The sequence below is a fragment of the Microbacterium hydrocarbonoxydans genome, assembly GCF_023715885.1.
GTDB lineage: Bacteria > Actinomycetota > Actinomycetes > Actinomycetales > Microbacteriaceae > Microbacterium > Microbacterium hydrocarbonoxydans_C.
Genome location: NZ_JAMBOY010000004.1, coordinates 225,017 through 247,191 on the forward strand (window position 1 = coordinate 225,017; position 22,175 = coordinate 247,191).

Here is a 22,175-nt window from a genome sequence, read left to right on the forward strand (position 1 = left end):
GCGTCCTCTCAGGCCAGGATGTCGAGGCCGGCGGCGGCCCGGTCGCGGTCGTTCGACGCGGATGACGGGGTGGCGGGCGCCGGCTGGCGGGGCTGCGGCGGCGGTGAGGCGTCGGATGCGGCATCGCGACGGCTGGGCGCCTCGCCGCCCGCTCCGCCACTGCCGAACGAGGACGCGCCTCGGTCGGCGCCCGGGTCGGACCCCGAGCCCTGAGCGATGCTCAGCGATGCGTGCGGCATCGCGGCGGCGAGATCACGACGCAGATCTGTGACGATGGCGCGGAGCGCGTCGCGCCCGGCATCCGTCGCACCCATGAGCTCCACCCGTACGTCGCCCGCCTGGCCGATGTGTGCGCGCACCGTGACGGGACCGAGCGTGTCGGGGTTGACCGTCATCGTGAGCTGGTGCGTGCCCGATGGGCGCTGCGCGATGCTGACGACGACCGGCGACACCTGGGCTGCGACCGTGCGCGGGATCGGCGTCACGGGCGCAGCGGCTTCCGTCGCCGCCGGGCCGACCGGCGAGACCGGCATCGAGGGCAACGCCACCGCGGTGATCGTCGGAGAAGCGGATGCGGTGGCGGCGGCCGGCGCGCGATCGCCGGAACCCGGGCGATCGGGGAGGACAGCGGATGCCGACACGGGTGCCGCGGCCGGCGGACGAGGGTCCGCACCGACGGCGACGATGCCGTCGGCAGGGATGCGGTGCGCAGGAACCGCGGGCGGCACGGAAGCGGGCGTTGCGACGGGGGTCTTCTCCGCGCCGAGCCGCGGGGAAGCGTCGGGCGCCGGCTCCCCCGCGGCATCCGTCCCGCCTGACACGGCGGGAGCGGAAGCGGCCAGAGCGTCGGATGCCCGCACCGCCGGCCCGGCGAGCACCACCGAGGTGATCCGATCTGCGGAGGATGCCGAGCTCGGGACCTCCGCGGCGACCTCCGCCGTCGCGACATCGACGGGCGAAGACGCCTGTGACGCATCGCCGGTGCCGGGCTCCACCTGGTCCGTGGCGGGGGCGCCACCGTCGATGGTCGGCAACGCGAGGAGCAGGGCGAGCGCCGCGGACACGATGCCGCCCTCCGGCTCACCAGCGGTCGATTCCTCGCGGGAGAGGGGCATCGCCCCGGCATCCTCCACCCCGTCGACGAGATCCGAGGACGCCGACTCGGCGGGGAACGACTCGCCCGCCGCGACGAGAGCCTCGCCGAACCGCGCTCCGGCGTCGGTCGCGGACCGGCCGGTCGATTCGGCGGCGGCGGGTGACGCGAGCAGTGCGTCGGTCAGCGTCACGGCGCTCATGCGGCGCTCCCCTCGGGGCGGCGTCCGCGCGCGGTGGCGATCTCGTCGAGGGCGGCCTGTTCGGCGGCGAGTCCCTCACGGTGTTCCTCCACCCGGTGCGCGGTCTCGAGACGCTCGAGTCCCTTGAGCTCGCGACGAGCCTCGATGTGTGCGGTCTTCGCCTCGCTCTCCGCAGCGCGGCTCAGCTCCGCGAGCGTCTGCAGGTCGCCCAGCGCGCTGCGCCCCGCGGCTCGGGCGGCGGCCATCGCAAGAAGGGTCGCCGCGTCGTCGACCTGGCTGCTGATCTCGGAGAGGCTCGCGGCACCGGCTCGCACGGCCGTCTCAGCCTTGCGACGCTCGCTGCTGGCGCGTGACAGCTCTTCCGCGGCGATGCGCTCCTGGGCGCCGCGCACGCGGAGCAGGCCGGAAAGGGAGAAGGTCATGGGATCAGTCCTCCGAACGCGTCGGTGAGGGCAGCCAACCGCTGCCAGGAGTCATCGGTCGTGCTGAGCTCGTCCATGCTCTGCATGAGGAAGGCACCGATCGCCGCCTCGTTGGCGAGCGCGGCGTCGACCAGCGGATTCGCTCCCGGCCGGTAGGCGCCGATGTCGATGAGGTCGTTCGCGGAGCGCCGCGCGGCGAGAACGCTGCGCAGCGCCACGGCATCCTCCCGCTGCGACGACGAGGTGATCTTCGAGACGACCCGCGACACCGAGCCCAGCACGTCCACGGCCGGGAAGTGGCCGCGCACCGCGAGCGAACGATCGAGCACGACGTGTCCGTCGAGGATGCCGCGGGCGGCGTCGGCGATCGGCTCGTTGTGGTCGTCCCCGTCGACGAGCACTGTGTACAGCCCCGTGATCGACCCGCTCGTCCCCGCCCCCGCACGCTCCAGCAGGCGCGCGAGAACCGAGAACGTCGACGGCGGGTAGCCGCGGGTGGCCGGGGGCTCCCCCGCGCTGAGTCCGATCTCGCGCTGCGCCATCGCGACGCGACTCAACGAGTCCATCATCAGAACGACGTCGAGTCCGTCGTCGCGGAACTGCTCGGCGATCCGCGTCGCGACGAATGCAGAGCGCAGACGCGCCATCGCCGGTTGATCCGAGGTCGCGACGACCACGACCGACCGCGCCAGGCCGTCGGCTCCGAGATCGTCCTCGATGAACTCCCGCACCTCGCGACCGCGCTCGCCCACGAGGGCGATCACGTTCACGTCGGCGCTCGATCCGCGCGCGATCATCGACATCAACGACGACTTGCCCACGCCTGAGCCTGCGAAGAGCCCGAGTCGCTGGCCGCTGCCGACGGGCGTCATGGTGTCGAGCACCCGGACACCGAGACCGAGCTGTCGGTCGATCCGCTGCCGGTCGAGGACGCCGGGCGGCGTGTTGTCGAGCGAGACGCGCTCGGCGCGGGCGTCGATCGCGCCTTTCCCGTCGATCGGACGGCCGAGTCCGTCGAGCACGCGTCCGAGCAGCGCCCGTCCCGTCGGCACCTGCAACGGCGCGCCCGCGTGACGCACACGCGCTCTCGCGGTGATGCCGCTCAGCCGGCCGAGCGGCATGCACCGGGAGGCATCACCGTCGACCGCGACGATCTCGGCATCCACCGCGCTGCCGTCGACCGCGTCGATGCGCACGCGGTCTCCGACCGCCGCGTCGATGCCGAGCACCTCGACCCCGAGTCCGACGACCGCCTTCACCGTTCCGGAGCGTTCGGGGCGCGACGCGTCGAGCGCCCGGTGCCAGGATGCCGTGGCGACCGTCACAGCGTCACCTCCGAGGGCTCGTCGTCGACGCCGAGAAGCGCTGACCGCGCCCGCGCGAAGGCGGGTGCGATACGCGCGTCGACGCTGCCGTCGCCGATGTCGACGATGACTCCCCCGTCGTCGACCGCGGACGACGAGACGATCTCGACGTCGCTCATCGTCGCGAGGGCGCCGACCTCCTGCAGCGCAGCGAGATCCCTCTCACTGAAGACGATGCGGGTCCATCGGGTCTGCGGCACCTCGACGAGCGCACGGCGCAGGGCGTGTGCAGCGGACCGAGCGGGATCGGAGAGCTCGACGCCCACGATCGCGATCGCGAGCTCGACCGCCAGCTCCTCGATGCGCGCGACATCGAGCGAGGCGACATCGTCGACACGCTGTTCCAGCGCCGACCGCGCCCCGTGCACGGCGACCACCGCCGACCGTGCGCGCTCTCCGAAGGCCTGCGTCAGGGCCTCCACCCGGGCGGCGTGCTGTTCCTGCTCGACGCGGGCCTGCTCGGCGGCTATGCGTCGCCCTTCGGCGAACCCCTCGGCGTATCCGCGGGTGCGCGCACGATCGGCCTCGCTGCGGATGTCGATCGGCGTCGCGCCGACCCGCGGCACGGCGAGCGGCGTGAAGACGGAATCGAGCACGGTGCGCACCTCGGAAGTCGAAGAAGTGGCCAGTCCATGGTCCGGAGGTCGAGCAGTCCGTGCTCCCTGCCCACTATCGCGTCGCCCGGACGCCGCGGTAACCACTCCGGACTCACTCGATGAGCTCATCCTCGTCCTCGCGCGAGATCGTGATCTCCTCCGCCGCCTCGAGCTCGCGGATCACCCGGACGATCTCGGCCCGCGCCTCGTCGACCTGGCGCATGCGCACCGGCCCGAGCACGCGGGTCTCCTCGGCGAGGTTCTCCTTGTTGCGCTCGGTCATGTTGGTGCTGACCTTCTCGATGATCGGCTCGTCGGCACCCTTGAGCGCGAGCGCGAGAACCCGGAGGTCTAGTCCGCGAAGCACGCGCTGGGCATCGCGATCCTCGAGTCGGGCGATGTCGGCGAACGTCACCATGCGACTGCGGATGTCTTCGGCGAGAGCGAGGTCGCGTCCCTCCAGACTCGCCAGCAGCGACTTCTCCAGCGCCTGGTCGGAGCGGTTGATGATCTCGACGAGCGGCTGCACGCCGCCGATCGACTCATGGTTGTCGCGCATCGCGAAGACCCCGGTGCGTGACCGCAGCGAGTCGGCGACGATCGAGATCGCCTCCTGCGTGGCGGTGCCCATCGTCGCGATGGCCTGCGCCACATCGGTGCGCAGCGGATCCTGCAATGCCGCGAGCACCGCCGCTGCGCGGTCGGCCTTGAGGTTGGCGAGGACCACGGCGACGGTCGTCGGCAGCTCGCCCTCGAGCACGGTCGCGAGCTGAGCGGGGTCGGCCGCGTTGAGGAAGTCGAAGGAGACGGTGCCCTGCGACATGACGCGGCCGACCATGCCGACGGCCTTCTCGCGTCCGAATGCGGTCTCCAGCAGACCCGTGGCGAGATCCTGACCGCCCCGGGACGGCACCGATCCGCCATTCGCGATCCGGCGGAAGTCCCCGAGCGCGCGAGCCGTCGCCGCCACGTCGACTCCGCCGAGCTGGGTCAGCTCGGCGGCCAGCATCTCGGAGCGCTCCTCGCCGAGGTGCCGCAGCACCTCCGCACTCGCCGCGCGGTCCATGTTCATGAGCACGATCGCGGCCTTCCTCAGCCCCGACATCTCGGGAACGGGAGCCGCCTCCACCTGGGCTGTCGACATCTCCACCGTGTCGGCCTGGGCGTCGAGGATCTCCGTCAGCAGCGTCATACCTTCGCCTCGTCCATCAGGTCGGCCAGTGCACCGGCGATCGATTCCGGTTCACGCCGCGCGAGGTCGTCGATCTCGCGTCGGCGGCGCTCGACGAGGACCTTGTCGGGCTCCGGCTCGTCGTCGAGGTCGACCACGGCCGACGGCAGCAGCTTCGTCGGAGCGGGAAGCGGGATGGCATTAGGATCCTTGAGATCCCGCAGCGACCGCAGCTTCTGCTCCTCGTCCTCCGTCACGGTGGCGAAATACTCGATCGGTCCGTCGTCGGTGTACATCACGCGGCGTTTCATCCTGCGGCGCACCGCGAGGAAGACGACGAGGATGACGACGGCGAGCAGGATCGCTCCTCCGATGATCGCCGACCGCAGCAGCTCCTGCTGGAACTCCGCCGCGCGCTCCTCCTCCGCCGCGGCGAGAGCGGTCTGCGCCGCTGTGGCGCCCGAGGTCGCGAAATCGACGAACTCGACGGCGATCTCGTCGCCGCGCTCGACGTCGATACCCGCAGCGGACGCGACGAGAGACTCGATCTGCGCGGCGCTCACGCCCGTGACCTCGCCGCGGTTGACCGCGATGCTCACGGTCTGCCTGGTGACCTCGCCCGCCGGGGTGATCGTCTTCTCCGTGGACTTGTTGACCGCGTTGCTGCGAGACGTCTCCTCGAACTCGTACTCGCCGTCGCCGTTCGCGTTGTTCGGCACCGCGATGTTGTCGGGACCCAGGACCCCGGTGTTCCCGCCAGGACCGCCGCCGGTGTAGGTCTCGGTCTTGGTCTGCTCAGAAGGGCTGAGATCGCCGTCCGGCGCGGAGTAGGTCTCGTCCATGCGCTCAGAGGTCGAGTTCGCCACGTCGGCCGACACGGTCACCGTGGCGTTGCCCGCTCCGACGATGGTCTCGAGCATCCTGCTCACCGACGCCGCGACCTTCGCCTCGTGCTCGGTCGCCTGCTTCGACGAGTTGCCCGTGAGGCCCGCGCCCACCGCCGACAGCACGCGGCCGTTCTGGTCGGTGACCGCGACGTCCTCCGGCGTCATGCCGGGCACCGAAGCGCTCGTCAGGTGCACGATCGCCTCGATCTTCTCGTCGCTGAGCGTCGAGCCGTTCCGCGTCTGCACGAACACCGATGCCGTCGGGTTCTGCTTCTCCGAGACGAAGACGCTCTCCTCCGGGATCGCGAGCTGCACGGAGGCCATCGAGATGCCGTCCATCGCGCCGATCGTGCCGGCGAGCTCGCCCTCGATCGCGCGCTTGTACGTCACCGACTGCTGGAACTCGCTCGCCGTGACGCCCATCTTGTCGAGCAGCGTGTATCCCTCGCTCGTGTCGCCGGGAAGACCGGCGGATGCCGCGGCGAGCCGCTGCGCGTACACCTGATCGTCTGGCACGAGGATCGTCGAGCCGCCCTCCGCGAGCTCGTAGTTCACTCCTGCGGACTTGAGCTGCTCGACGACGGCCGAGGCGTCGCCCGCGCTCAGGCCAGTGAACAGCGGACTCATCTGCGGCCGGGTCAGCCAGGCTCCGAGGGCGATGGCTCCCATCACGAGCAGCGCGACGCCGATGACGGCGATCGTGCGCTGAGCGACGGAGAAGCCGGAGACGACCTGCTTCGCGCGGTCGTAGTACGTGGTCAGCACCTTCGGCATGTCAGGCCTGCATCCTCATGATGTCGTTGAATGCGGCGACACTGCGGTCGCGGACCGCGACGACGAGGTCGAGCGTGACCGATGCCCGCGCCGAGGCGATCATCGCCTGATGGATGTCCTGCAGATCGCCCGTCACGGCCTGCACGGCGAGCTCGTTCGACGTCGACTGCAGCTGCTGCAGGTTCTCGACGGCGCCGGTCAGCGAGGTCGCGAAGGCGCTGGCCGAGGCGGACCCGGCGGCCTCGGGCGCGGTGGACTCGAAGCTCAGCGCGCCCAGGGGGCTCACGCCGGCGGCCGAGACGGGGGCGATCGGCGTGCTCATCAGCTGCGTCCGATCTGCAGTGCGGCCTCGTACGTCGACTTGGCGCGGTCGACGACCGCGGCGTTCGCCTCGTACCCGCGCTGGGCGATGATGAGCATGCTCATCTGGTCGCCGAGGTCGACGTTCGGGTACTGCACGTAGCCGTCCTCATTCGCGTAGGGGTGCTCAGGGTCGTAGACGAGCTTCGGCGTGGCCTCCGACTCGACGACTCCCGCGACGTAGACGCCCGGACTCTCGGTGCCCGCCTGCACGGTCACGAGGCGCTCGCGGAACGCCTCCTGGCCAGGAGGGGTGGCGGTGTTCACGTTGGCGATGTTGTCGCTGACCGCGTCGAGCCACTTGCGGTGCGCGGTCAGACCCGTGCCGGCGATGCCGATCGCGTCGAAGGTCATGCCGACGCCTGCCCGATCGCCTTCGAGATCGATGCGGCCTGACCGCCGATCGCCTGGCTCGCGAACTGGAACCGCAGCACGGTGTCGATGTTCGAGAGCGTCTCGGTGTCGAGGTTGACGTTGTTGCCGTTGAGCCGGGTCGGCTCGAGCGAGCGCTGCACGGTCGGCGAGACGGCGCCGCTGCCGTTCTCGACGGCGGCACGCAGCTCGTCCTCGAAGCGGACGCGCTTGGCGTGGTAGTCGGGGGTGTTGACGTTCGCGATGTTCTCGGCGATCGAGCGCTGTCGCAGCGCCAGCCCGTCGAGCGCGCTGATGAGCGCGGAGGAGGTGACGGATTCGAGCACGGTGGTACTCCGGACGTTCGTGGGGAGAAGCCGATCCCTGGCCAATCGTCGAGCTATCCGTGCTCGACGCCCACTATCGCGACAGGCGACCCCGGCCGTAACCCGATCAGCCCTGCACGTCGAGGTATGCCGGCGCGTCCGTCGAGACCGTCGGAACGCGGCGCAGCGCGGCGAGCTCCCGTGCCACGTTCGCGCGGGACACGGCGAGGCCGTCGATCATGACCTTCTGCCGGGCCAGCACGGCCTCCGCTCGGTCGCGGAGCTCCTCCGGAACCGGCCCGTGCGGGGCGTCGAACGCACCGTCGTCGAGTTCGCCGTCGGCTGCGTCGAGCGCTCGTTCGAACCGATCGAGAACCGCGAGCCACGCGCGGAGGTTGTCGCTCACGGCGATCAGGCCAGCGCGGAGGCGCCCAGGGCGGGGGCAGACGTCAGCTCGTCGGCGGCCTGTCGCCACGCATCGCGCAACGGCGCGACGATCTCGCGGCATTCGGCCGTGGCCGCGCCGTCATGCGAGAGGTTCGCCGCGATCAGCCGCCCGGTCAGGTACGTGTACACGGACCGGAGCTGCTCGGCCCCGTCCCAAGCATCGGTGAGGGTCTCGCTGAGCTCGGAGACGATCCACTGCGCGTGTGTGAGGTGGGTACCCGCGGCGACCCAGTCCTGCGAGGCCTGAGCCGCGGCAGCGCGGTCGATGTCGACGAGCAGGCGGTCGTAGAGAAGGATGAGCAGTCGTTCGGGAGACGCGGAGGCGACCTGCTGCTCGAGGTACTGCTGCTTCGCGCGGTCGAGGTTCGTGATGGGCATCGTCAGGATCTCCAGGTGTGCGGGGAGTCGGTCTGTCAGGACGAGGACTTGGGGACGAGCCCGGCGAGCTGCGACTCGAGCCACGACGACTGCGACTGCATCTTCGACAGCTGCACCTCGAGCTGCGCGTACGTCCGTTCGAGGGTGGCCCGACGCTGCTCGAGCCGGATGTCCCAGCGCTCGACCTGCGTCTTGAGCGTCTTGACCTCGGTCTCCTGTCCGGTGATGCGCTGGGTGAGCAGGCCGTCGTACTTGTCGGAGTACTGGTCGGTGACGCCCTCCAGGCGAGCGCCGACGGCGGAGAAGACCTTCTGCGTCGCCTGCGGGTCTTCGGCCAGCGCCTTCGCGAAGGTGTCGGCGTCGAAGGCGAGCACGCCCTTGTCGTCGATCGAGATGCCGATGGTCGAGGGCGATACGCCGTCAACGGGGTGCTGCACGGCGTTCGCGAGGGCGGTACGCAGGGTTCGAACGGTGCTGTCGCCGGTGAAGACGCCGAGGGTGGTCGTCTCCCCCACCTTGCCGACGGTCGCCTTGGATCCGTTGTCGATGCGGGTGATGAGCGCCGCGACCTCCTTGATGAAGGCGGATGCCGTCGCCGACTGCGCCTTCGCGTCGAGGGCGACGGACACCGTGACCGGGTCCGGGCTGACCTTCGACACCGTGACGGAGATGTCCTCCCCGACGGTGATCGTGTTGCTCGCGCTGCTGAGGGTCTGCTCGGCGCTCGTCCCGGCGAAGAGGCGGATGCGGGCGTCGCTGCCCTGGCTGATGACCGCGGCGCCGGCCTGGGTCGACAGGTCGGTCGACGTACCGGCATCCACTTCGGCTCCCGTTCCTCGGTGCAGCGCGAAACGCGCCGTCTCGCCGGTCTCGGTGGAGGTGAGCTGGATGCGCGAGAGGGGCTTGCCGTCGGCATCCGTTCCCGCGGGGACCACGGTCGCCGACACTCCGGCGTTCGCGGCGTTGATGGCCTTGGCCAGCTCCTGCGGCCCGGTTCCGGTCGGCGTGATCTCGGTCTTCTCGCCGTCTGCGGCGACGAGCGTGAAGGTGCCGCCCCAGGAGGTCGCACCTCCCGCGGCGGTGACGATCGAGTGCGGTACGGCCACGGCATCCACGACCACTCCGGTGGAGAACGCGCTGGCCTTCGAACCGGCCGTCACCGTGACGGTCTCGCTCGACGACGTCGCCGTGAATGCGGCGAGCGAACTCGGAGACGCCGCCGTCTTCGCCTTCGCCATGAGGTCCTGCAGCGACTTGTTCAGCGACTGGAGGTTCGTGATGATCGCGTTGCGGTCGGTGATCTTCGCGGTGATCTGCGTCTTCGGGATGGCCGACACCTGCATCAGGGCATCGATGAGTTCGCCGGTCTTGAGACCGGAGATCAGACCGTCCAGCTTCATCGTGGTTCGCCTTTCGAATGCGGAGCGGAGCGAGAAGGGCGCTCGAGCGGAGGGAAGTCCGCTCGAGCGCCCCGTGCTCGATCAGAGCGTGCTCGGTGAAGAGCGCGCGGTGATCAGTGCGTGCGCCAGAAGCGCAGCGGCTCAGCGGAGCAGCTGCAGGACGCCCTGGCCCGACTGGTTCGCCTGCGCGAGCATGGCGGTGCCGGCCTGCTGCAGGATGTTCGCAGCGGTGTACTTGACCATCTCGGCCGCCATGTCGGTGTCAGCGATACGGCTCTTCGCGGCGGCGAGGTTCTCGGCCGAGACCTGCAGCGAGTTGATCGTCGACTCGAAGCGGTTCTGCACCGCACCGAAGCCGGCGCGAGCGGTCGAGACGTTGGTGATCTGCGTGTCGATCGCGGCGATCGTGGTGAGCGAGTTCGCCGCGCTGTCGACGGTGAGGTTCTTGACGGCGGCACCGAGGCCCGAGAAATCGGTCAGGGTGACCGCGATCTGATCCTCGGCGGCGGTCGAGCCCGCGCCGACCTGGAACGTCAGGGTGTCGTCGCTGTTGAGCAGCTTGATGCCGTTGAAGTTCGTGCTGGCGGCCACACGGGTGAGCTCGTCGCCGAGGGCGTCGATCTCGGTCTTGATGGCCGTACGGGAGTCGGCGTTGTTCGAGTCGCTACCGGCCTGCACCGCGAGGTCGCGCACGCGCTGCAGGATGGAGTGGACCTCGGTCAGGGCGCCTTCCGCGGTCTGGATGACCGAGATGCCGTCCTGGGCGTTGCGGGCCGCGACATTCAGGCCGTTGACCTGCGAGCGCAGGCCCTCGGAGATGGCGAGACCGGCGGCGTCGTCAGCAGCACGGTTGATGCGCAGACCGCTCGAGAGCTTCTCGAGCGACTTCGACACGTCGTTCTGGTTGACCGACAGGTTGCGGTACGCGTTGAGTGCACCGACGTTGGTTGCGATCTGAAGACCCATGGTGTTCCTCCGTGGTTGTGGGGTCGGATGCAGGTCCGTCCGTGGCCCTGCACAGTCCACATTCGCGACATGCCCGAGCCGCGTAACCGCGGCAGCGGAGGAATTTCCGGATGCCGGTCAGACGGCGGTCGCCAGGGCCCTGTCAGCGGCCGCGGGGCGGGCCGCGCCGAACAGCGCCTCGAAGAACTCGGCCTTGGCCTTGGTCGACCGGTCACCGGTCGACCCGTCCTCCCACGCCTCCATCGCCTCCCTCATCAGGGCGAGACCCCGAGTGCGGAGCTTGGAGACGTAGGCGTGGCTGACCGCCAGCTCCTCCGCGATGTCCTTGACCATCCGGTCGTCGAGGTAGATCCCTCGGATGACCTGCTGCATCGCCGCCGGCAGCGCATCGACGCACCGGGTGATCATGGTGCGCATCTCGGTCTGCTCCGCCGCATGCTCGGGCAGGATGACGCTGTCGGTGAGATCGACGGCCTGCCGTCCCGATTCCGCGTCGAAGTGCTCTTCGAAGCTGGTCGCCCCGCGCACCATGTCGTCGAGCTGCATCATCTCGACGACGACATCGGGGTCGAGCCCCGACTCCTTCGCGAGCTGGGCGACGCTGGCAGGTCGGCCGGTGCGCGCGAGCACGGCCTCGGCAGCCATCCGGACCTTGTCGATCTTGTCGCGCCCGCGTTCACCCGCGGGGTCCGCTCGTCGCATCTCGGAGAGCATCGCCCAGTTGATCTGACTGCTGGCGAACGCTCCGAAGGGGATGCCGCGCTCGGGGTCGTACGACATCGCCGCCCTGGCGAGACCGAGGCGCGCGGCCGAGAGCAGGTCGTCGAGATCGACGTGCGCGGCCGACCTCGCCTTTTCCACGGCGAGGAACGTCGCCAGAGGCATGTTCTCCCTGGCGAGCTGCTCGGGGGTCGGGTGCGTCTGAGGGGAGGGGGCGGAATCAGCAGAAAAAGCGGATTGGCTCAGCAATGTGACTCCGTAGCTCTATCAACTGGTTTATCAGTGAAAATAGCACGAAGCGCACGTCTCCGAAGAAAAAGTTTGCACGCCAGACCTTCCGCCCGGCGGGCGGGATCGCGCCGGCGATGCGGCTCAGGCGCGCGAGTCGCGCAGCTCTCCCCCAGCGAGCACGAGCGAAAGGCCTCGCCGCTCTCGACTGAAGGGGACGGAGACCACCGCGATCGCCACGACCACGGAGCTGACGATGCCAACGACGCCGGATACCGTCTGGACCGCGTCCGATACCGAGTCCGGCAGCTGAGCGAGCGTCGTCGCCGCGGTGTACGGCAGGCCGACGACTCCCGCTCGCGCGAGGCGTCGCCCCAACCCGCCACGGCCACCCGGCCAGTCAGGGGCGAGCCAGACGAGACGCTGGCCGATCGAGGCTCCCGATGATGTGACGGCGGGGAGCACGACGACGAGTACCGCGGCGCCGAGCCCGATCACCGCAAGCTCCGTCGCGTTCTCCGGCACACCCTGTCCTGATCCCCCGGAGACGATGAGCTTGGGCACGAGCACGATCAGGGAGACGAGAGTCACGGCGACCTGCACGGCGACCGCGTCGAGGATCATCCCGAACCAGCGACGCCAGACCGTGACCGGTCGCGGCTTCCCTCGCTCCACCCGCAGGTTCGTCGCGCTCGGCATCCAGGCCAGGACGACCGGGGCGATCAGCACGCCGATCGCGGCGCCTGCGGTGTTCGCGATGAGGTCATCGACGTCGGCGACGCGGTAGGAGCACTCGAAGAGCCCCCAGACCCCGGAGAGCTGCGTCGTCTCGATCGCCAGGGACAGCAGGGCGCCCCACAGGATCGAGACGACAGGTCCGCGATTCCAGTAGCGCCGCGCGATGATCCCGAAAGGAACGAACAGCGCGACGTTGAGCACCACCTGCAGCGTGGCGCGACTCGTCAGGGTACGCAGCAGGGAAAGGCCCTCGGTCTCGCGCAGGATGTCGCCGATCGAGTGTCCCGGAACGACCTCGAGTCCGCCTCCTCCCGCGCCGCAGTTGGCGCGGACCTCGGGTATGGGCAGCAGGGTGTAGGCGACCAGGGCGACGGCGTAGACGCTCACTACCGCCGCGCCCAGCAGGCGACGGAACGACAGCGTGCCGTAGCGCCGCACCTGAACGACCAGGATCGGCACGAGCACCGCGGCGAAGAGCAGACCCCCGCCGACGAGCCCGAACCACGCCTGCCACGTCCACCCCGCCATTCGCACAATCCTAGGTGCGGGTGCATGGCGAGCCGGAGCAGAGATCAGCCGCAGGAAGACATTCACCGTTTCCCGCACTCGACGATCGATCAGGGGTATAATATGTCTCTCAACACATATTTTGGGGGACATCATGGCTGTCGCGTCCACGCTTCTGAGAGCCGCACGCAAGAGCCGCGGACTCACTCAGCGTGCGCTGGCCGAAGCCGTTGCGTTCGACCAGGGCCGTGTATCGCGTCTGGAGAAAGGACGCGAAGCCGAATTCGGAACAGTCGACCGTGTACTGGGAGCAACCGGGCACCGGCTCTACTCCGCGCCGACCCGCCGCGACGACGTCGCGAGCATCGCCGGCGCGATCCACGATCACCTGCGGAGCGGAGACAAGCACAGTGCTTTCCGCGAGCTGATCCAGTTGAACGACAACCTCGCCTCCGAACACGGTCTGATCCGAGGCATACTCGGGTTGGCGGAGCCGGAACCCACCGGCGATCAGGCGTGGGATTCGGCGCTCGCAGCCCTCGTCGCGATGAGGCTCGCCGAAGAGGGACTGCCGCTCCCCGACTGGGTGAACTCGCCATTTCGTCACCTCGCTCGGCCACGCACTCTCGACGTCGACGCGGCGGATCCGGTTCCGACGCGCGACGACGTCCCCGGGGAGTTCTACGAGCGCGGCGTGCTGATCTGGGCCGACTCGCTCGCGAGCGTCTGATGGCGGACTCGCTGACCCGCGCCGACATCGTCGATGGCCTCAGAGATCTCGTGGCCGAGCTGCATGCGAGCGGCGAGGTCGCGGGCATCCGCCTCGTCGGCGGAGCCGCACTGGCGCTGCGGTACTTCGAGCGGCGCACCACGAGCGATCTCGATGCTCTGCACGTGAACCCCGGGACGAACGAGGCCGTGCTCTCGGCCGCGGCGACCGTCGCCGCCCGAAGAGGATGGGCAGACGGGTGGGTGAACTTCGCCGTCGAGCGGGCTGACTCCATCCCGGTGTTCGGCCGGCGACCCGTGGAGTGGGAGACGGTGTACGACCACGACGGCGTCGTCATCGAGGTCGCCGCAAAAGAAGCCCTGCTCGCTATGAAGCTGCGAGCCAACCGGCCCGGAAGAGATACGGACGACATTCGTCAACTGCTGGCCCTGTGCGGGGTCGCGACGCTGGACGAGGCGGAGTCGCTGTACGCCGATTTCTATCCCGGCGACGGGCTGACCGATCGGGCAGTCGACATGGTCGCGCGTATCCTCTCCGTCGGCCTCCCGGCCGAGGTCGCCGCACCGCGGCCGATCGAGCTGTGACAGCCCGAGCGGTGCGCGTATCAGCCGGTACCCGATGACGGTGGGCCCTGCCGGGATCGAACCGACGACATCCACGGTGTAAACGTGGCGCTCTACCAGCTGAGCTAAAGGCCCTGGTGTCCTCAGTGTATCCGCAGACCGATGCGCACCGATGTCGTGGAAGAGGGATAGGCTGAGGGCGGCACGCGTTGTGAACAGCCGACAAGGCTGCCCGCGTCGCTTCCCGTTTCCTTGGCATGACCTGCCAGCATGACGAAAGGCTCCCCGTGACTGTGCACGACCAGGATCCGTACTCCCAGGGCAACCTCGACAGCGATCCGGAAGAGACGGGCGAGTGGCAGCAGTCCCTCGACGAGCTCGTCGAGGCCAAGGGCCACGGCCGCGGACGCGAGATCATGCTCAGCCTGCTCAAGCGCTCGAAGGAGCTGCACCTGAGCGTGCCGATGGTCCCGACCACGGACTACATCAACACGATCGCGGCCGAGAACGAGCCCGAGTTCCCCGGCGATGAGGAGATCGAGCGCCGCTACCGGGCGTGGATCCGCTGGAACGCCGCGGTCACGGTGCACCGCGCGCAGCGCCCGGGCATCGGCGTCGGCGGTCACATCTCCACCTACGCGTCCTCGGCGGCGCTCTACGAGGTCGGCTTCAACCACTTCTTCCGCGGTGCCGACAACCCCGGTGGCGCCGACCAGATCTTCATCCAGGGCCACGCCTCCCCCGGCATCTACGCCCGCTCCTTCCTCGAGGGTCGCCTCACCGAGCAGCACCTCGACGGCTTCCGCCAGGAGCAGTCGCAGGCTCCCTTCGGCATCCCCTCGTACCCGCACCCCCGGCAGATGCAGGACTACTGGCAGTTCCCGACCGTGTCGATGGGCCTCGGCCCGATCAACGCGATCTACCAGGCCATGTCGAACAAGTATCTCGAGAACCGCGGCATCAAGGACACCTCGTCCTCGCAGGTGTGGGCCTTCCTCGGCGACGGCGAGATGGACGAGATCGAGAGCCGCGGCCAGCTGCAGGTCGCGGCCAACGAGGGCCTCGACAACCTCAACTTCGTGATCAACTGCAACCTGCAGCGCCTCGACGGCCCGGTGCGCGGTAACGGCAAGATCATCCAGGAGCTGGAGTCGTACTTCCGCGGCGCCGGCTGGAATGTCATCAAGGTCGTCTGGGGGCGTGAGTGGGACGACCTGCTCGCCCGCGACACCGAGGGCGCGCTGCTCAACATCATGAACCAGACGCCCGACGGCGACTACCAGACGTACAAGGCCGAGTCGGGCGCGTACGTCCGTGAGCACTTCTTCGGCAAGGACGAGCGCGCCGCGGCCCTGGTCTCCGACTACTCCGACGAGCAGATCTGGCACCTCAAGCGCGGCGGCCACGACTACCGCAAGGTCTACGCGGCGTTCAAGGCCGCGGCCGAGCACAAGGGCCAGCCGACTGTCATCCTGGCGAAGACGGTCAAGGGCTACGGCCTCGGCCCGCACTTCGAGGGCCGCAACGCGACGCATCAGATGAAGAAGATGACGCTGGACAACCTCAAGACGTTCCGCGACACCATGCACATCCCGATCACGGACGCGCAGCTCGAGGAGAACCCGTACCTGCCCCCGTACTACAACCCCGGACCGCAGGACGAGACGATCCAGTACATGCTCGAGCGCCGGAAGGCTCTCGGCGGCTTCCTGCCGGAGCGCCGCTCGACGCACGTGGGCCTCTCACTCCCCGACGACTCCGCGTACGCGCTGCCCAAGAAGGGCTCCGGCACGCAGGAGATCGCCACGACCATGGCGTTCGTCCGTCTGCTGAAGGACCTGCTGCGCACCAAGGAGTTCGGCCACCGCATCGTGCCGATCATCCCCGACGAGGCGCGCACGTTCGGCATGGACGCGTACTTCCCGACCGCCAAGATCTACAACCCGAACGGCCAGCACTACACCTCGGTCGACCGTGAGCTGCTCCTCGCCTACAAGGAGAGCCCGCAGGGTCAGATCGTGCACGTCGGCATCAACGAGGCCGGCGCACTGGCCGCCTTCACCGCGGCGGGCACCTCGTACGCCACGCACGGCGAGCCGCTGATCCCGATCTACATCTTCTATTCCATGTTCGGCTTCCAGCGCACGGGCGACGCCCAGTGGGCCGCTGGCGACCAGATGGCTCGCGGCTTCATCATCGGCGCCACAGCCGGTCGTACCACTCTCACGGGTGAGGGCCTGCAGCACGCCGACGGTCACTCGCACCTGCTCGCGTCGACGAACCCGGCGACGGTGTCGTACGACCCCGCCTACGGCTACGAGATCGCCCACATCGTGCGCGACGGCCTCGAGCGCATGTACGGCGGGAACCACCCCGACCCGAACGTCATGTACTACATGACCGTCTACAACGAGCCGCTCGTCCAGCCCAAGGAGCCGGAGGACGTGGATGTCGACGGCATCGTGCGCGGCATCCACCGCGTCTCCGTCGGCGAGGGAGACGGGCCCCGTGCGCAGCTGTTCGCGTCGGGCGTGGGCCTGCCCTGGGCCCTCGAGGCGCAGGAGCTGCTGAAGAACGACTGGAACGTGATCGCCGATGTCTGGTCGGTCACCTCGTGGACCGAGCTGCGCCGCGACGGCCTCGCCGCCGACGAGCACAACTTCCTGCACCCCGAAGAGGAACCCCGCACGGCATACCTCACGCAGAAGCTGCAGGGCGCCGAGGGTCCGGTCGTCGCGGTCAGCGACTTCATGCACGCCGTGCAGGACCAGATCCGCCCGTGGGTGCCGAACCGCTACGCCACGCTCGGTGCCGACGACTTCGGCTTCTCCGACACGCGCGCCGCCGCTCGCCGCTACTTCAAGATCGACGGACCGTCGGTCGTGGTGCGCACGCTGCAGTCGCTCGCAGAGGAGGGCACGGTCGACCGCTCGCTCGCCGCGCAGGCGATCGAGAAGTACCGTCTGCACGACGTGAACGCCGGCACCAGCGGCAACGCAGGCGGCGAAAGCTGAGCCATCGGTGACAGGATCGTCTCCTCGCGGCATGGACAAGGCCGCGACACTCACGTGGTTGCGGCGGATCTCCGGCGACATCGCCTCGGTGACGATCAAGCGCCTGGAGGACACCCTCCCCTGGTACGCCGACATGCCACCGGCCCGCCGCTCTGCGGTCGGGCTGGTGGCGCAGGCCGGCATCACGTCGTTCATCCAGTGGTACGACGATCCGACGTCGACCCCGTGGATCGCCGCAGACATCTTCGCCGCCGCTCCGCGTGAGCTGCTCCGCAGCGTGAGCCTGCAGCAGACGCTGCAGCTCATCCGCGTCACGGTGGAGGTCACGGAGGAGCGCGTCGCCGGCAAGGGCGAGGACCTCCGGGAGGCGATCCTGCTCTACTCGCGTGACGTCGCCTTCGCGGCCGCCGACGTGTACGCGCGCGCCGCCGAGGCCCGCGGACTGTGGGATGCCCGCCTCGAGGCCCTGGTCGTCGACTCGATCCTCACGGGCGAGGCCGATGAGGAGCTGCCGAGCCGCATCGCGGCTCTCGGCTGGCACGGACACGGCGAAGTCGCGGTTCTCGTCGGCACGACTCCCCCGCAGTTCGATGTCGACCTCGTGCGGCGAACCGCTCGCAAGCTCGCCGTGGACGTGCTGATCGGCGTGCAGGGGTCCCGCCTCGTCCTGGTGATCGGTCGCGCACGGGTGCCCGGTCAGGAGGCCGAGGAGGAGGAGCTGGGCTTCGAGGAGATCGCCTCGCGTCTCGAACCCTCCTTCGGCTCCGGCTTCGTCGTGCTCGGACCGGCCGTGGCTGCGCTCGTCGACGCCAGCCAGAGCGCGAGGGCCGCCCTCGCCGGTTTCGCGGTCGCCCGTGCCTGGCGGAGTGCACCCCGCCCCGTCGAGGCTGACGACCTGCTCCCCGAACGCGCCCTCGCGGGCGATCCGCTCGCCAAGCAGACTCTCATCGAGCGGATCTACCGCCCCCTGCAGGCCCACTCGACGGACCTCGTGACGACGCTGTGGAGCTACCTCGACAACGGGCGCTCCCTCGAGGCGACCGCCCGCGAGCTGTTCGTGCACCCGAACACCGTGCGCTACCGCCTCAAGCGTGTGAGCGAGGTCATCGGATGGGATGCGACGGGTCCGCGCGAAGCACTGATCCTGCAGACCGCTCTCATCCTGGGCTCGATCGGCGCAGCCGACCAGGGCCGTCGCCGGGCGCCGCTGCGTCGTCCGACGCGCTGATCCGGTTCCAGGGGTCGCATCTGTTCGCCACACACAAGGGATCTTCGAAATCTTGTGATGGTTCATCCACCGTTTCCCGCGGATCGTTGGCAGACTTGGGTTGTGATTGTCGTCGTATGCCCAGGACAGGGCTCGCAGACCCCCGGTTTCCTCTCCCCCTGGCTCGAGATGGACGGCGTTGCTGAAACCGTCGCAGCGTTCTCCGAGGCTGCGGAGGTCGACCTCCGCCTCCACGGAACGGAGTCGGATGCGGACACGATCCGCGACACGCGCATCGCGCAGCCGCTCATCGTCGCCGCCTCGCTCGTCGCCGCGTCCGCGCTGGAGTCGCGTGCGGGCCGCCGCGCCGACGGGGTAGCCGGCCACTCGGTCGGCGAGATCGCCGCTCTCGTGAACAGCGGCGTGATCGATGCCGCGTCGGGCATGCGTCTGGTCGGCATCCGCGGTCGTGCGATGGCGGATGCCGCGGCGCAGACCCCGACCGGCATGAGCGCCGTCCTCGGCGGCGACGAGGACGCCGTTCTCTCGCGTCTCGCCGAGCTCGACCTCTCCCCCGCGAACTACAACGGCGGCGGACAGCTCGTCGTCGCAGGCCCGCTCGACGCCCTCGCGTCACTGGCCGCCGAACCCGTCAAGGGCACACGGGTGATCCCGCTCCAGGTCGCCGGCGCCTTCCACACGTCGTTCATGGCCTCAGCAGTGGATGCGCTGCGCGACGCCGTCGCCACCGTGACCCCCGCCGACCCGTCGATCACCCTGTGGACCAACCGCGACGGCTCGGTCGTCTCCGACGGCCGGCAGGCGCTCGACTACCTCGTCGACCAGGTGTCGTCGCCGGTGCGCTGGGACCTCTGCATGGCGTCCTTCGCGGAGCAGGGAATCACCGGGCTCATCGAGCTCGCCCCGGCGGGTGCCCTCACCGGGCTCGCCAAGCGCGGGCTCCGCGGCGTGCCGACCGTCGCCGTCAAGACCCCCGAAGACCTCGACGCGGCCGTCGCGCTGCTGAACGGAGAAGCCGCATGACCGCCACGCTGACCCAGCTCACCGGTCCCGCGTACACGCGCATCTACTCCTACGGCGCCGCCCGTGGCGAGAACTCGGTTCCGAACGACGATCTCGTGGGTCCGATCGACTCCAGCGACGAGTGGATCCGTCAGCGCACCGGAATCGTGACCCGCACCCGCGCGGGCAAGGACACCGACGCGATCGATCTCGCCGCCACCGCCGCCGCCGAGGCGATCGAGAAGTCGGGTGTGCCGGCCGACCAGGTCGATCTCGTGATCGTCGCGACCATCAGCAATCCGAAGCAGACGCCCTCCGTCTCGGCGATCGTGGCCGATCGCGTCGGTGCGAACCCCGCCGCCGCGTACGACGTCAACGCCGCGTGCGCCGGCTACGCCTACGCCGTCACCCAGGCCGACGCCCTGATCAGGGCCGGCGCCGCCCGCTACGCCCTCGTGATCGGCACCGAGAAGCTCTCGGACATCGTCGACCCGACCGACCGCAGCATCTCGTTCCTGCTCGGCGACGGTGCGGGCGCGGCGCTCATCGGTCCGAGCGACACGCCCGGCATCGCGCCGGCCGTGTGGGGTTCGGACGGCTCGAAGGCCGACGCCGTCGGTATGAACAACACCCTCACCGACTTCCGTGACGGCGCGGCGGCGTGGCCGACCCTCCGACAGGAGGGGCCGACGGTCTTCCGCTGGGCCGTGTGGGAGATGGCGAAGGTCGCCCGCGAGGCGCTCGACAAGGCGGGCGTCGGCCCCGACGACATCGCGGCATTCATCCCCCACCAGGCGAACATGCGCATCATCGACGAGTTCGCGAAGCAGCTCAAGCTGCCGGAGACCACCGTGATCGCACGGGACATCGAGACGACCGGCAACACGTCCGCGGCATCCATCCCGCTGGCGAGCCACCGGCTCATGGCCGAGCACCCCGAGCTGTCGGGCGGACTCGCCCTGCAGATCGGCTTCGGCGCCGGTCTCGTGTTCGCCGCCCAGGTCGTCGTCCTCCCCTGAGAACGCGCCGACCTTCCCTAGACTGTTCCACGGTTCCGAAATCAACCCCGTAAGAGAAGGAAGACCACCATGGCTTTCACCAACGATGAGGTCCTCGCGGGCCTCGCCGAGCTCATCACCGACGAGACCGGCATCAACGCCTCCGAGGTCGCCCTCGAGAAGTCGTTCACGGACGACCTCGACATCGACTCGATCTCGATGATGACGATCGTCGTCAACGCCGAGGAGAAGTTCGGCGTCACCATCCCCGACGACGAGGTCAAGAACCTCAAGACCGTCGGCGACGCCGTCAACTTCATCGTCGCAGGCCAGGAGTAATCCACTCAGGATGCCACCCCCGCGCTCGCGGGGCGTGGCATCCTCTGCCTTGCCCATCTTCTGTTCGATCCGCCTGACAAGGAACCACACATGACCAAGCGCATCGTCGTCACCGGCATCGGTGCCACGTCCGCCATCGGCGGCACCGCCTCCGAGAACTGGACCAATCTGCTGGCCGGCGTCTCGGGTGCCCGCACGCTCGAGCACGACTGGGTCGAGCAGTACGACCTCCCCGTGACGTTCGCCGCCGAGGCATCCGTGCGCCCCGAGGAGGTGCTGCCCCGCCACGAGGCGAAGCGCCTCGACCCGTCCTCGCAGTTCGCGCTCATCGCAGCGCGCGAGGCCTGGGCCGACGCCGGCTCTCCGGAGGTCGCGCCCGAGCGCCTCGGTGTCGACTTCGCGACCGGCATCGGCGGCCTCTGGACGCTTCTCGACGCGTGGGACACTCTCCGAGAGAAGGGCCCGCGCCGCGTGATGCCGCTGACGGTGCCGATGCTCATGCCGAACGCCGCAGCCGGAAACCTGTCGCTGCAGTTCGAGGCGCGCGCCTACGCCCAGACGGTCGTCAGCGCGTGCGCGTCCAGCACCGAGTCGATCATCCACGCCTACGACCACCTGCAGGAGGGTCTCGCCGACGTCGTCATCGCCGGTGGCACCGAGTCGGCTATCCACCCGATCACCATGGCCGCTTTCGCCTCGGCACAGGCCCTGTCACGTCGCAACGACGACCCGGCCGCGGCCTCGCGTCCCGGCGCGATCGACCGAGACGGCTTCGTCATGGGCGAGGGGGCTGCGGCTCTCATCCTCGAGACCGAGGCGCACGCCAAGGCCCGCGGCGCGAAGATCTACGGGTACGTCCTCGGCGGTTCGGTCACGGCCGACGCGTACCACATCACCGGCAACGACCCCGAGGGCAACGGGGCGGCTCGCGCCGTCACGCAGGCTCTCGAGGGCGCCGGCATCAGCGCCGACCGGGTCACCCACATCAACGCCCACGCGACGTCGACCCCGGTCGGAGACCCGAACGAGTACGTCGCGCTGAGGAAGGTGTTCGGCGACCGGATCGACGAGATCCCTGTCTCCGCGACCAAGGCCTCGACGGGCCACCTGCTCGGCGGCACCGGCGCACTGGAGGCGATCTTCTCGATCCTCGCGCTGCGCGACCGCGTCGCACCGCCGACGATCAACATGACGGAGCCCGATCCGGCTGTGCCGTTCCGGCTCTCCGGCGAGGCACAGCCCCTCGGCGACGGCCCGCAGATCGCGATCAGCAACTCGTTCGGCTTCGGCGGCCACAACGCCGTCGCCGTGTTCGCCGGCACCGACTGACCTCGGACCGCAGGAAAGCGCCGTGCTGCTCACGCAGCACGG

23 protein-coding genes and 1 tRNA gene are annotated in these 22,175 nt (G+C 69.4%); 8 read left to right on the forward strand and 16 right to left on the reverse strand.

Annotated features, from left to right (window positions below):
• Positions 1-8 precede the first annotated feature (8 nt).
• The 15 genes from M3195_RS12515 to M3195_RS12585 form a co-directional block, all read right to left on the reverse strand.
• Positions 9-1,295 (reverse strand): hypothetical protein, encoded by a 1,287-nt coding sequence (locus tag M3195_RS12515; protein ID WP_251588008.1) that lies wholly within the window; start codon positions 1,293-1,295, stop codon positions 9-11.
• A complete protein-coding gene (locus M3195_RS12520; protein ID WP_251588009.1) occupies positions 1,292-1,717 on the reverse strand; it encodes a flagellar FliJ family protein in 426 nt (141 codons plus the stop codon). The genes M3195_RS12515 and M3195_RS12520 overlap by 4 nt, the downstream gene beginning before the upstream one ends.
• Positions 1,714-3,042, reverse strand: a complete 1,329-nt coding sequence (locus M3195_RS12525) for a FliI/YscN family ATPase (RefSeq protein ID WP_251588010.1) — start codon at positions 3,040-3,042, stop codon at positions 1,714-1,716. The genes M3195_RS12520 and M3195_RS12525 overlap by 4 nt, the downstream gene beginning before the upstream one ends.
• A complete protein-coding gene (locus M3195_RS12530) occupies positions 3,039-3,677 on the reverse strand; it encodes a FliH/SctL family protein (protein WP_251588012.1) in 639 nt (212 codons plus the stop codon). The genes M3195_RS12525 and M3195_RS12530 overlap by 4 nt, the downstream gene beginning before the upstream one ends.
• A gap of 112 nt (positions 3,678-3,789) precedes the next feature.
• Positions 3,790-4,869 (reverse strand): flagellar motor switch protein FliG, encoded by a 1,080-nt coding sequence (fliG, locus tag M3195_RS12535; RefSeq protein ID WP_251588014.1) that lies wholly within the window; start codon positions 4,867-4,869, stop codon positions 3,790-3,792.
• Positions 4,866-6,509 carry a flagellar basal-body MS-ring/collar protein FliF gene (gene fliF / locus M3195_RS12540; protein WP_251588016.1) on the reverse strand — a complete coding sequence of 548 codons (1,644 nt, stop codon included), beginning with the start codon at positions 6,507-6,509 and terminating at the stop codon, positions 4,866-4,868. The genes fliG and fliF overlap by 4 nt, the downstream gene beginning before the upstream one ends.
• A gap of 1 nt (position 6,510) precedes the next feature.
• Positions 6,511-6,831 carry a flagellar hook-basal body complex protein FliE gene (gene fliE / locus M3195_RS12545; RefSeq protein ID WP_251588019.1) on the reverse strand — a complete coding sequence of 107 codons (321 nt, stop codon included), beginning with the start codon at positions 6,829-6,831 and terminating at the stop codon, positions 6,511-6,513.
• The gene (gene flgC, locus M3195_RS12550) at positions 6,831-7,223 is read right to left on the reverse strand and encodes a flagellar basal body rod protein FlgC (protein ID WP_096715451.1); all 393 of its coding nucleotides are present in this window, start codon (positions 7,221-7,223) and stop codon (positions 6,831-6,833) included. The genes fliE and flgC overlap by 1 nt, the downstream gene beginning before the upstream one ends.
• Positions 7,220-7,567: a flagellar basal body rod protein FlgB gene (locus tag M3195_RS12555; protein WP_251588020.1), complete on the reverse strand. Its 348-nt coding sequence runs from the start codon at positions 7,565-7,567 to the stop codon at positions 7,220-7,222. Before M3195_RS12555 ends, flgC begins: the two co-directional genes overlap by 4 nt.
• 106 nt (positions 7,568-7,673) lie before the next feature.
• Positions 7,674-7,952: a hypothetical protein gene (locus tag M3195_RS12560; RefSeq protein ID WP_251588021.1), complete on the reverse strand. Its 279-nt coding sequence runs from the start codon at positions 7,950-7,952 to the stop codon at positions 7,674-7,676.
• 5 nt (positions 7,953-7,957) lie between these two features.
• On the reverse strand, positions 7,958-8,371 hold the full coding sequence (gene fliS / locus M3195_RS12565; protein WP_251588022.1) for a flagellar export chaperone FliS: 414 nt from the start codon (positions 8,369-8,371) through the stop codon (positions 7,958-7,960).
• 35 nt (positions 8,372-8,406) lie between these two features.
• Complete coding sequence (fliD, locus tag M3195_RS12570; protein ID WP_251588025.1) at positions 8,407-9,771, reverse strand: flagellar filament capping protein FliD; 1,365 nt, start codon at positions 9,769-9,771, stop codon at positions 8,407-8,409.
• A gap of 141 nt (positions 9,772-9,912) precedes the next feature.
• On the reverse strand, positions 9,913-10,737 hold the full coding sequence (locus M3195_RS12575; protein WP_251588026.1) for a flagellin N-terminal helical domain-containing protein: 825 nt from the start codon (positions 10,735-10,737) through the stop codon (positions 9,913-9,915).
• A 117-nt stretch (positions 10,738-10,854) separates the two neighbouring features.
• Positions 10,855-11,706 (reverse strand): sigma-70 family RNA polymerase sigma factor, encoded by an 852-nt coding sequence (locus M3195_RS12580; RefSeq protein ID WP_285885914.1) that lies wholly within the window; start codon positions 11,704-11,706, stop codon positions 10,855-10,857.
• 123 nt (positions 11,707-11,829) lie between these two features.
• Positions 11,830-12,951: a VanZ family protein gene (locus tag M3195_RS12585; RefSeq protein WP_251588028.1), complete on the reverse strand. Its 1,122-nt coding sequence runs from the start codon at positions 12,949-12,951 to the stop codon at positions 11,830-11,832.
• Positions 12,952-13,084: 133 nt separating this feature from the next.
• Here M3195_RS12585 and M3195_RS12590 point away from each other — a divergent pair, with 133 nt between their 5' ends.
• Together M3195_RS12590 and M3195_RS12595 are read left to right on the forward strand one after the other, a co-directional pair.
• Positions 13,085-13,660, forward strand: coding sequence for a helix-turn-helix domain-containing protein (locus M3195_RS12590; protein ID WP_251588029.1), 576 nt, complete (start codon positions 13,085-13,087; stop codon positions 13,658-13,660).
• Positions 13,660-14,244, forward strand: coding sequence for a hypothetical protein (locus M3195_RS12595; RefSeq protein ID WP_251588030.1), 585 nt, complete (start codon positions 13,660-13,662; stop codon positions 14,242-14,244). The genes M3195_RS12590 and M3195_RS12595 overlap by 1 nt, the downstream gene beginning before the upstream one ends.
• Before the next feature lie 41 nt (positions 14,245-14,285).
• Here the strand turns inward: M3195_RS12595 and M3195_RS12600 are convergent.
• Positions 14,286-14,358: transfer RNA gene (locus M3195_RS12600), tRNA-Val, on the reverse strand.
• Positions 14,359-14,510: 152 nt separating this feature from the next.
• Here M3195_RS12600 and aceE point away from each other — a divergent pair.
• The 6 genes from aceE (at position 14,511) to M3195_RS12630 (ending at position 22,133) form a co-directional block, all read left to right on the forward strand.
• A complete protein-coding gene (gene aceE, locus M3195_RS12605; protein WP_251588033.1) occupies positions 14,511-17,237 on the forward strand; it encodes a pyruvate dehydrogenase (acetyl-transferring), homodimeric type in 2,727 nt (908 codons plus the stop codon).
• 31 nt (positions 17,238-17,268) lie between these two features.
• On the forward strand, positions 17,269-18,465 hold the full coding sequence (locus M3195_RS12610) for a PucR family transcriptional regulator (protein WP_251588034.1): 1,197 nt from the start codon (positions 17,269-17,271) through the stop codon (positions 18,463-18,465).
• A 102-nt stretch (positions 18,466-18,567) separates the two neighbouring features.
• Complete coding sequence (locus M3195_RS12615) at positions 18,568-19,488, forward strand: ACP S-malonyltransferase (RefSeq protein WP_251588035.1); 921 nt, start codon at positions 18,568-18,570, stop codon at positions 19,486-19,488.
• Positions 19,485-20,486 carry a beta-ketoacyl-ACP synthase III gene (locus M3195_RS12620; protein WP_251588042.1) on the forward strand — a complete coding sequence of 334 codons (1,002 nt, stop codon included), beginning with the start codon at positions 19,485-19,487 and terminating at the stop codon, positions 20,484-20,486. Before M3195_RS12615 ends, M3195_RS12620 begins: the two co-directional genes overlap by 4 nt.
• Positions 20,487-20,555: 69 nt before the next feature.
• Entirely contained in the window at positions 20,556-20,804 is a 249-nt protein-coding gene (locus M3195_RS12625) for an acyl carrier protein (protein ID WP_017202249.1), read from the forward strand.
• Positions 20,805-20,894: 90 nt separating this feature from the next.
• Positions 20,895-22,133 carry a beta-ketoacyl-[acyl-carrier-protein] synthase family protein gene (locus tag M3195_RS12630; protein ID WP_251588043.1) on the forward strand — a complete coding sequence of 413 codons (1,239 nt, stop codon included), beginning with the start codon at positions 20,895-20,897 and terminating at the stop codon, positions 22,131-22,133.
• The last annotated feature ends 42 nt before the right edge of the window (positions 22,134-22,175 follow it).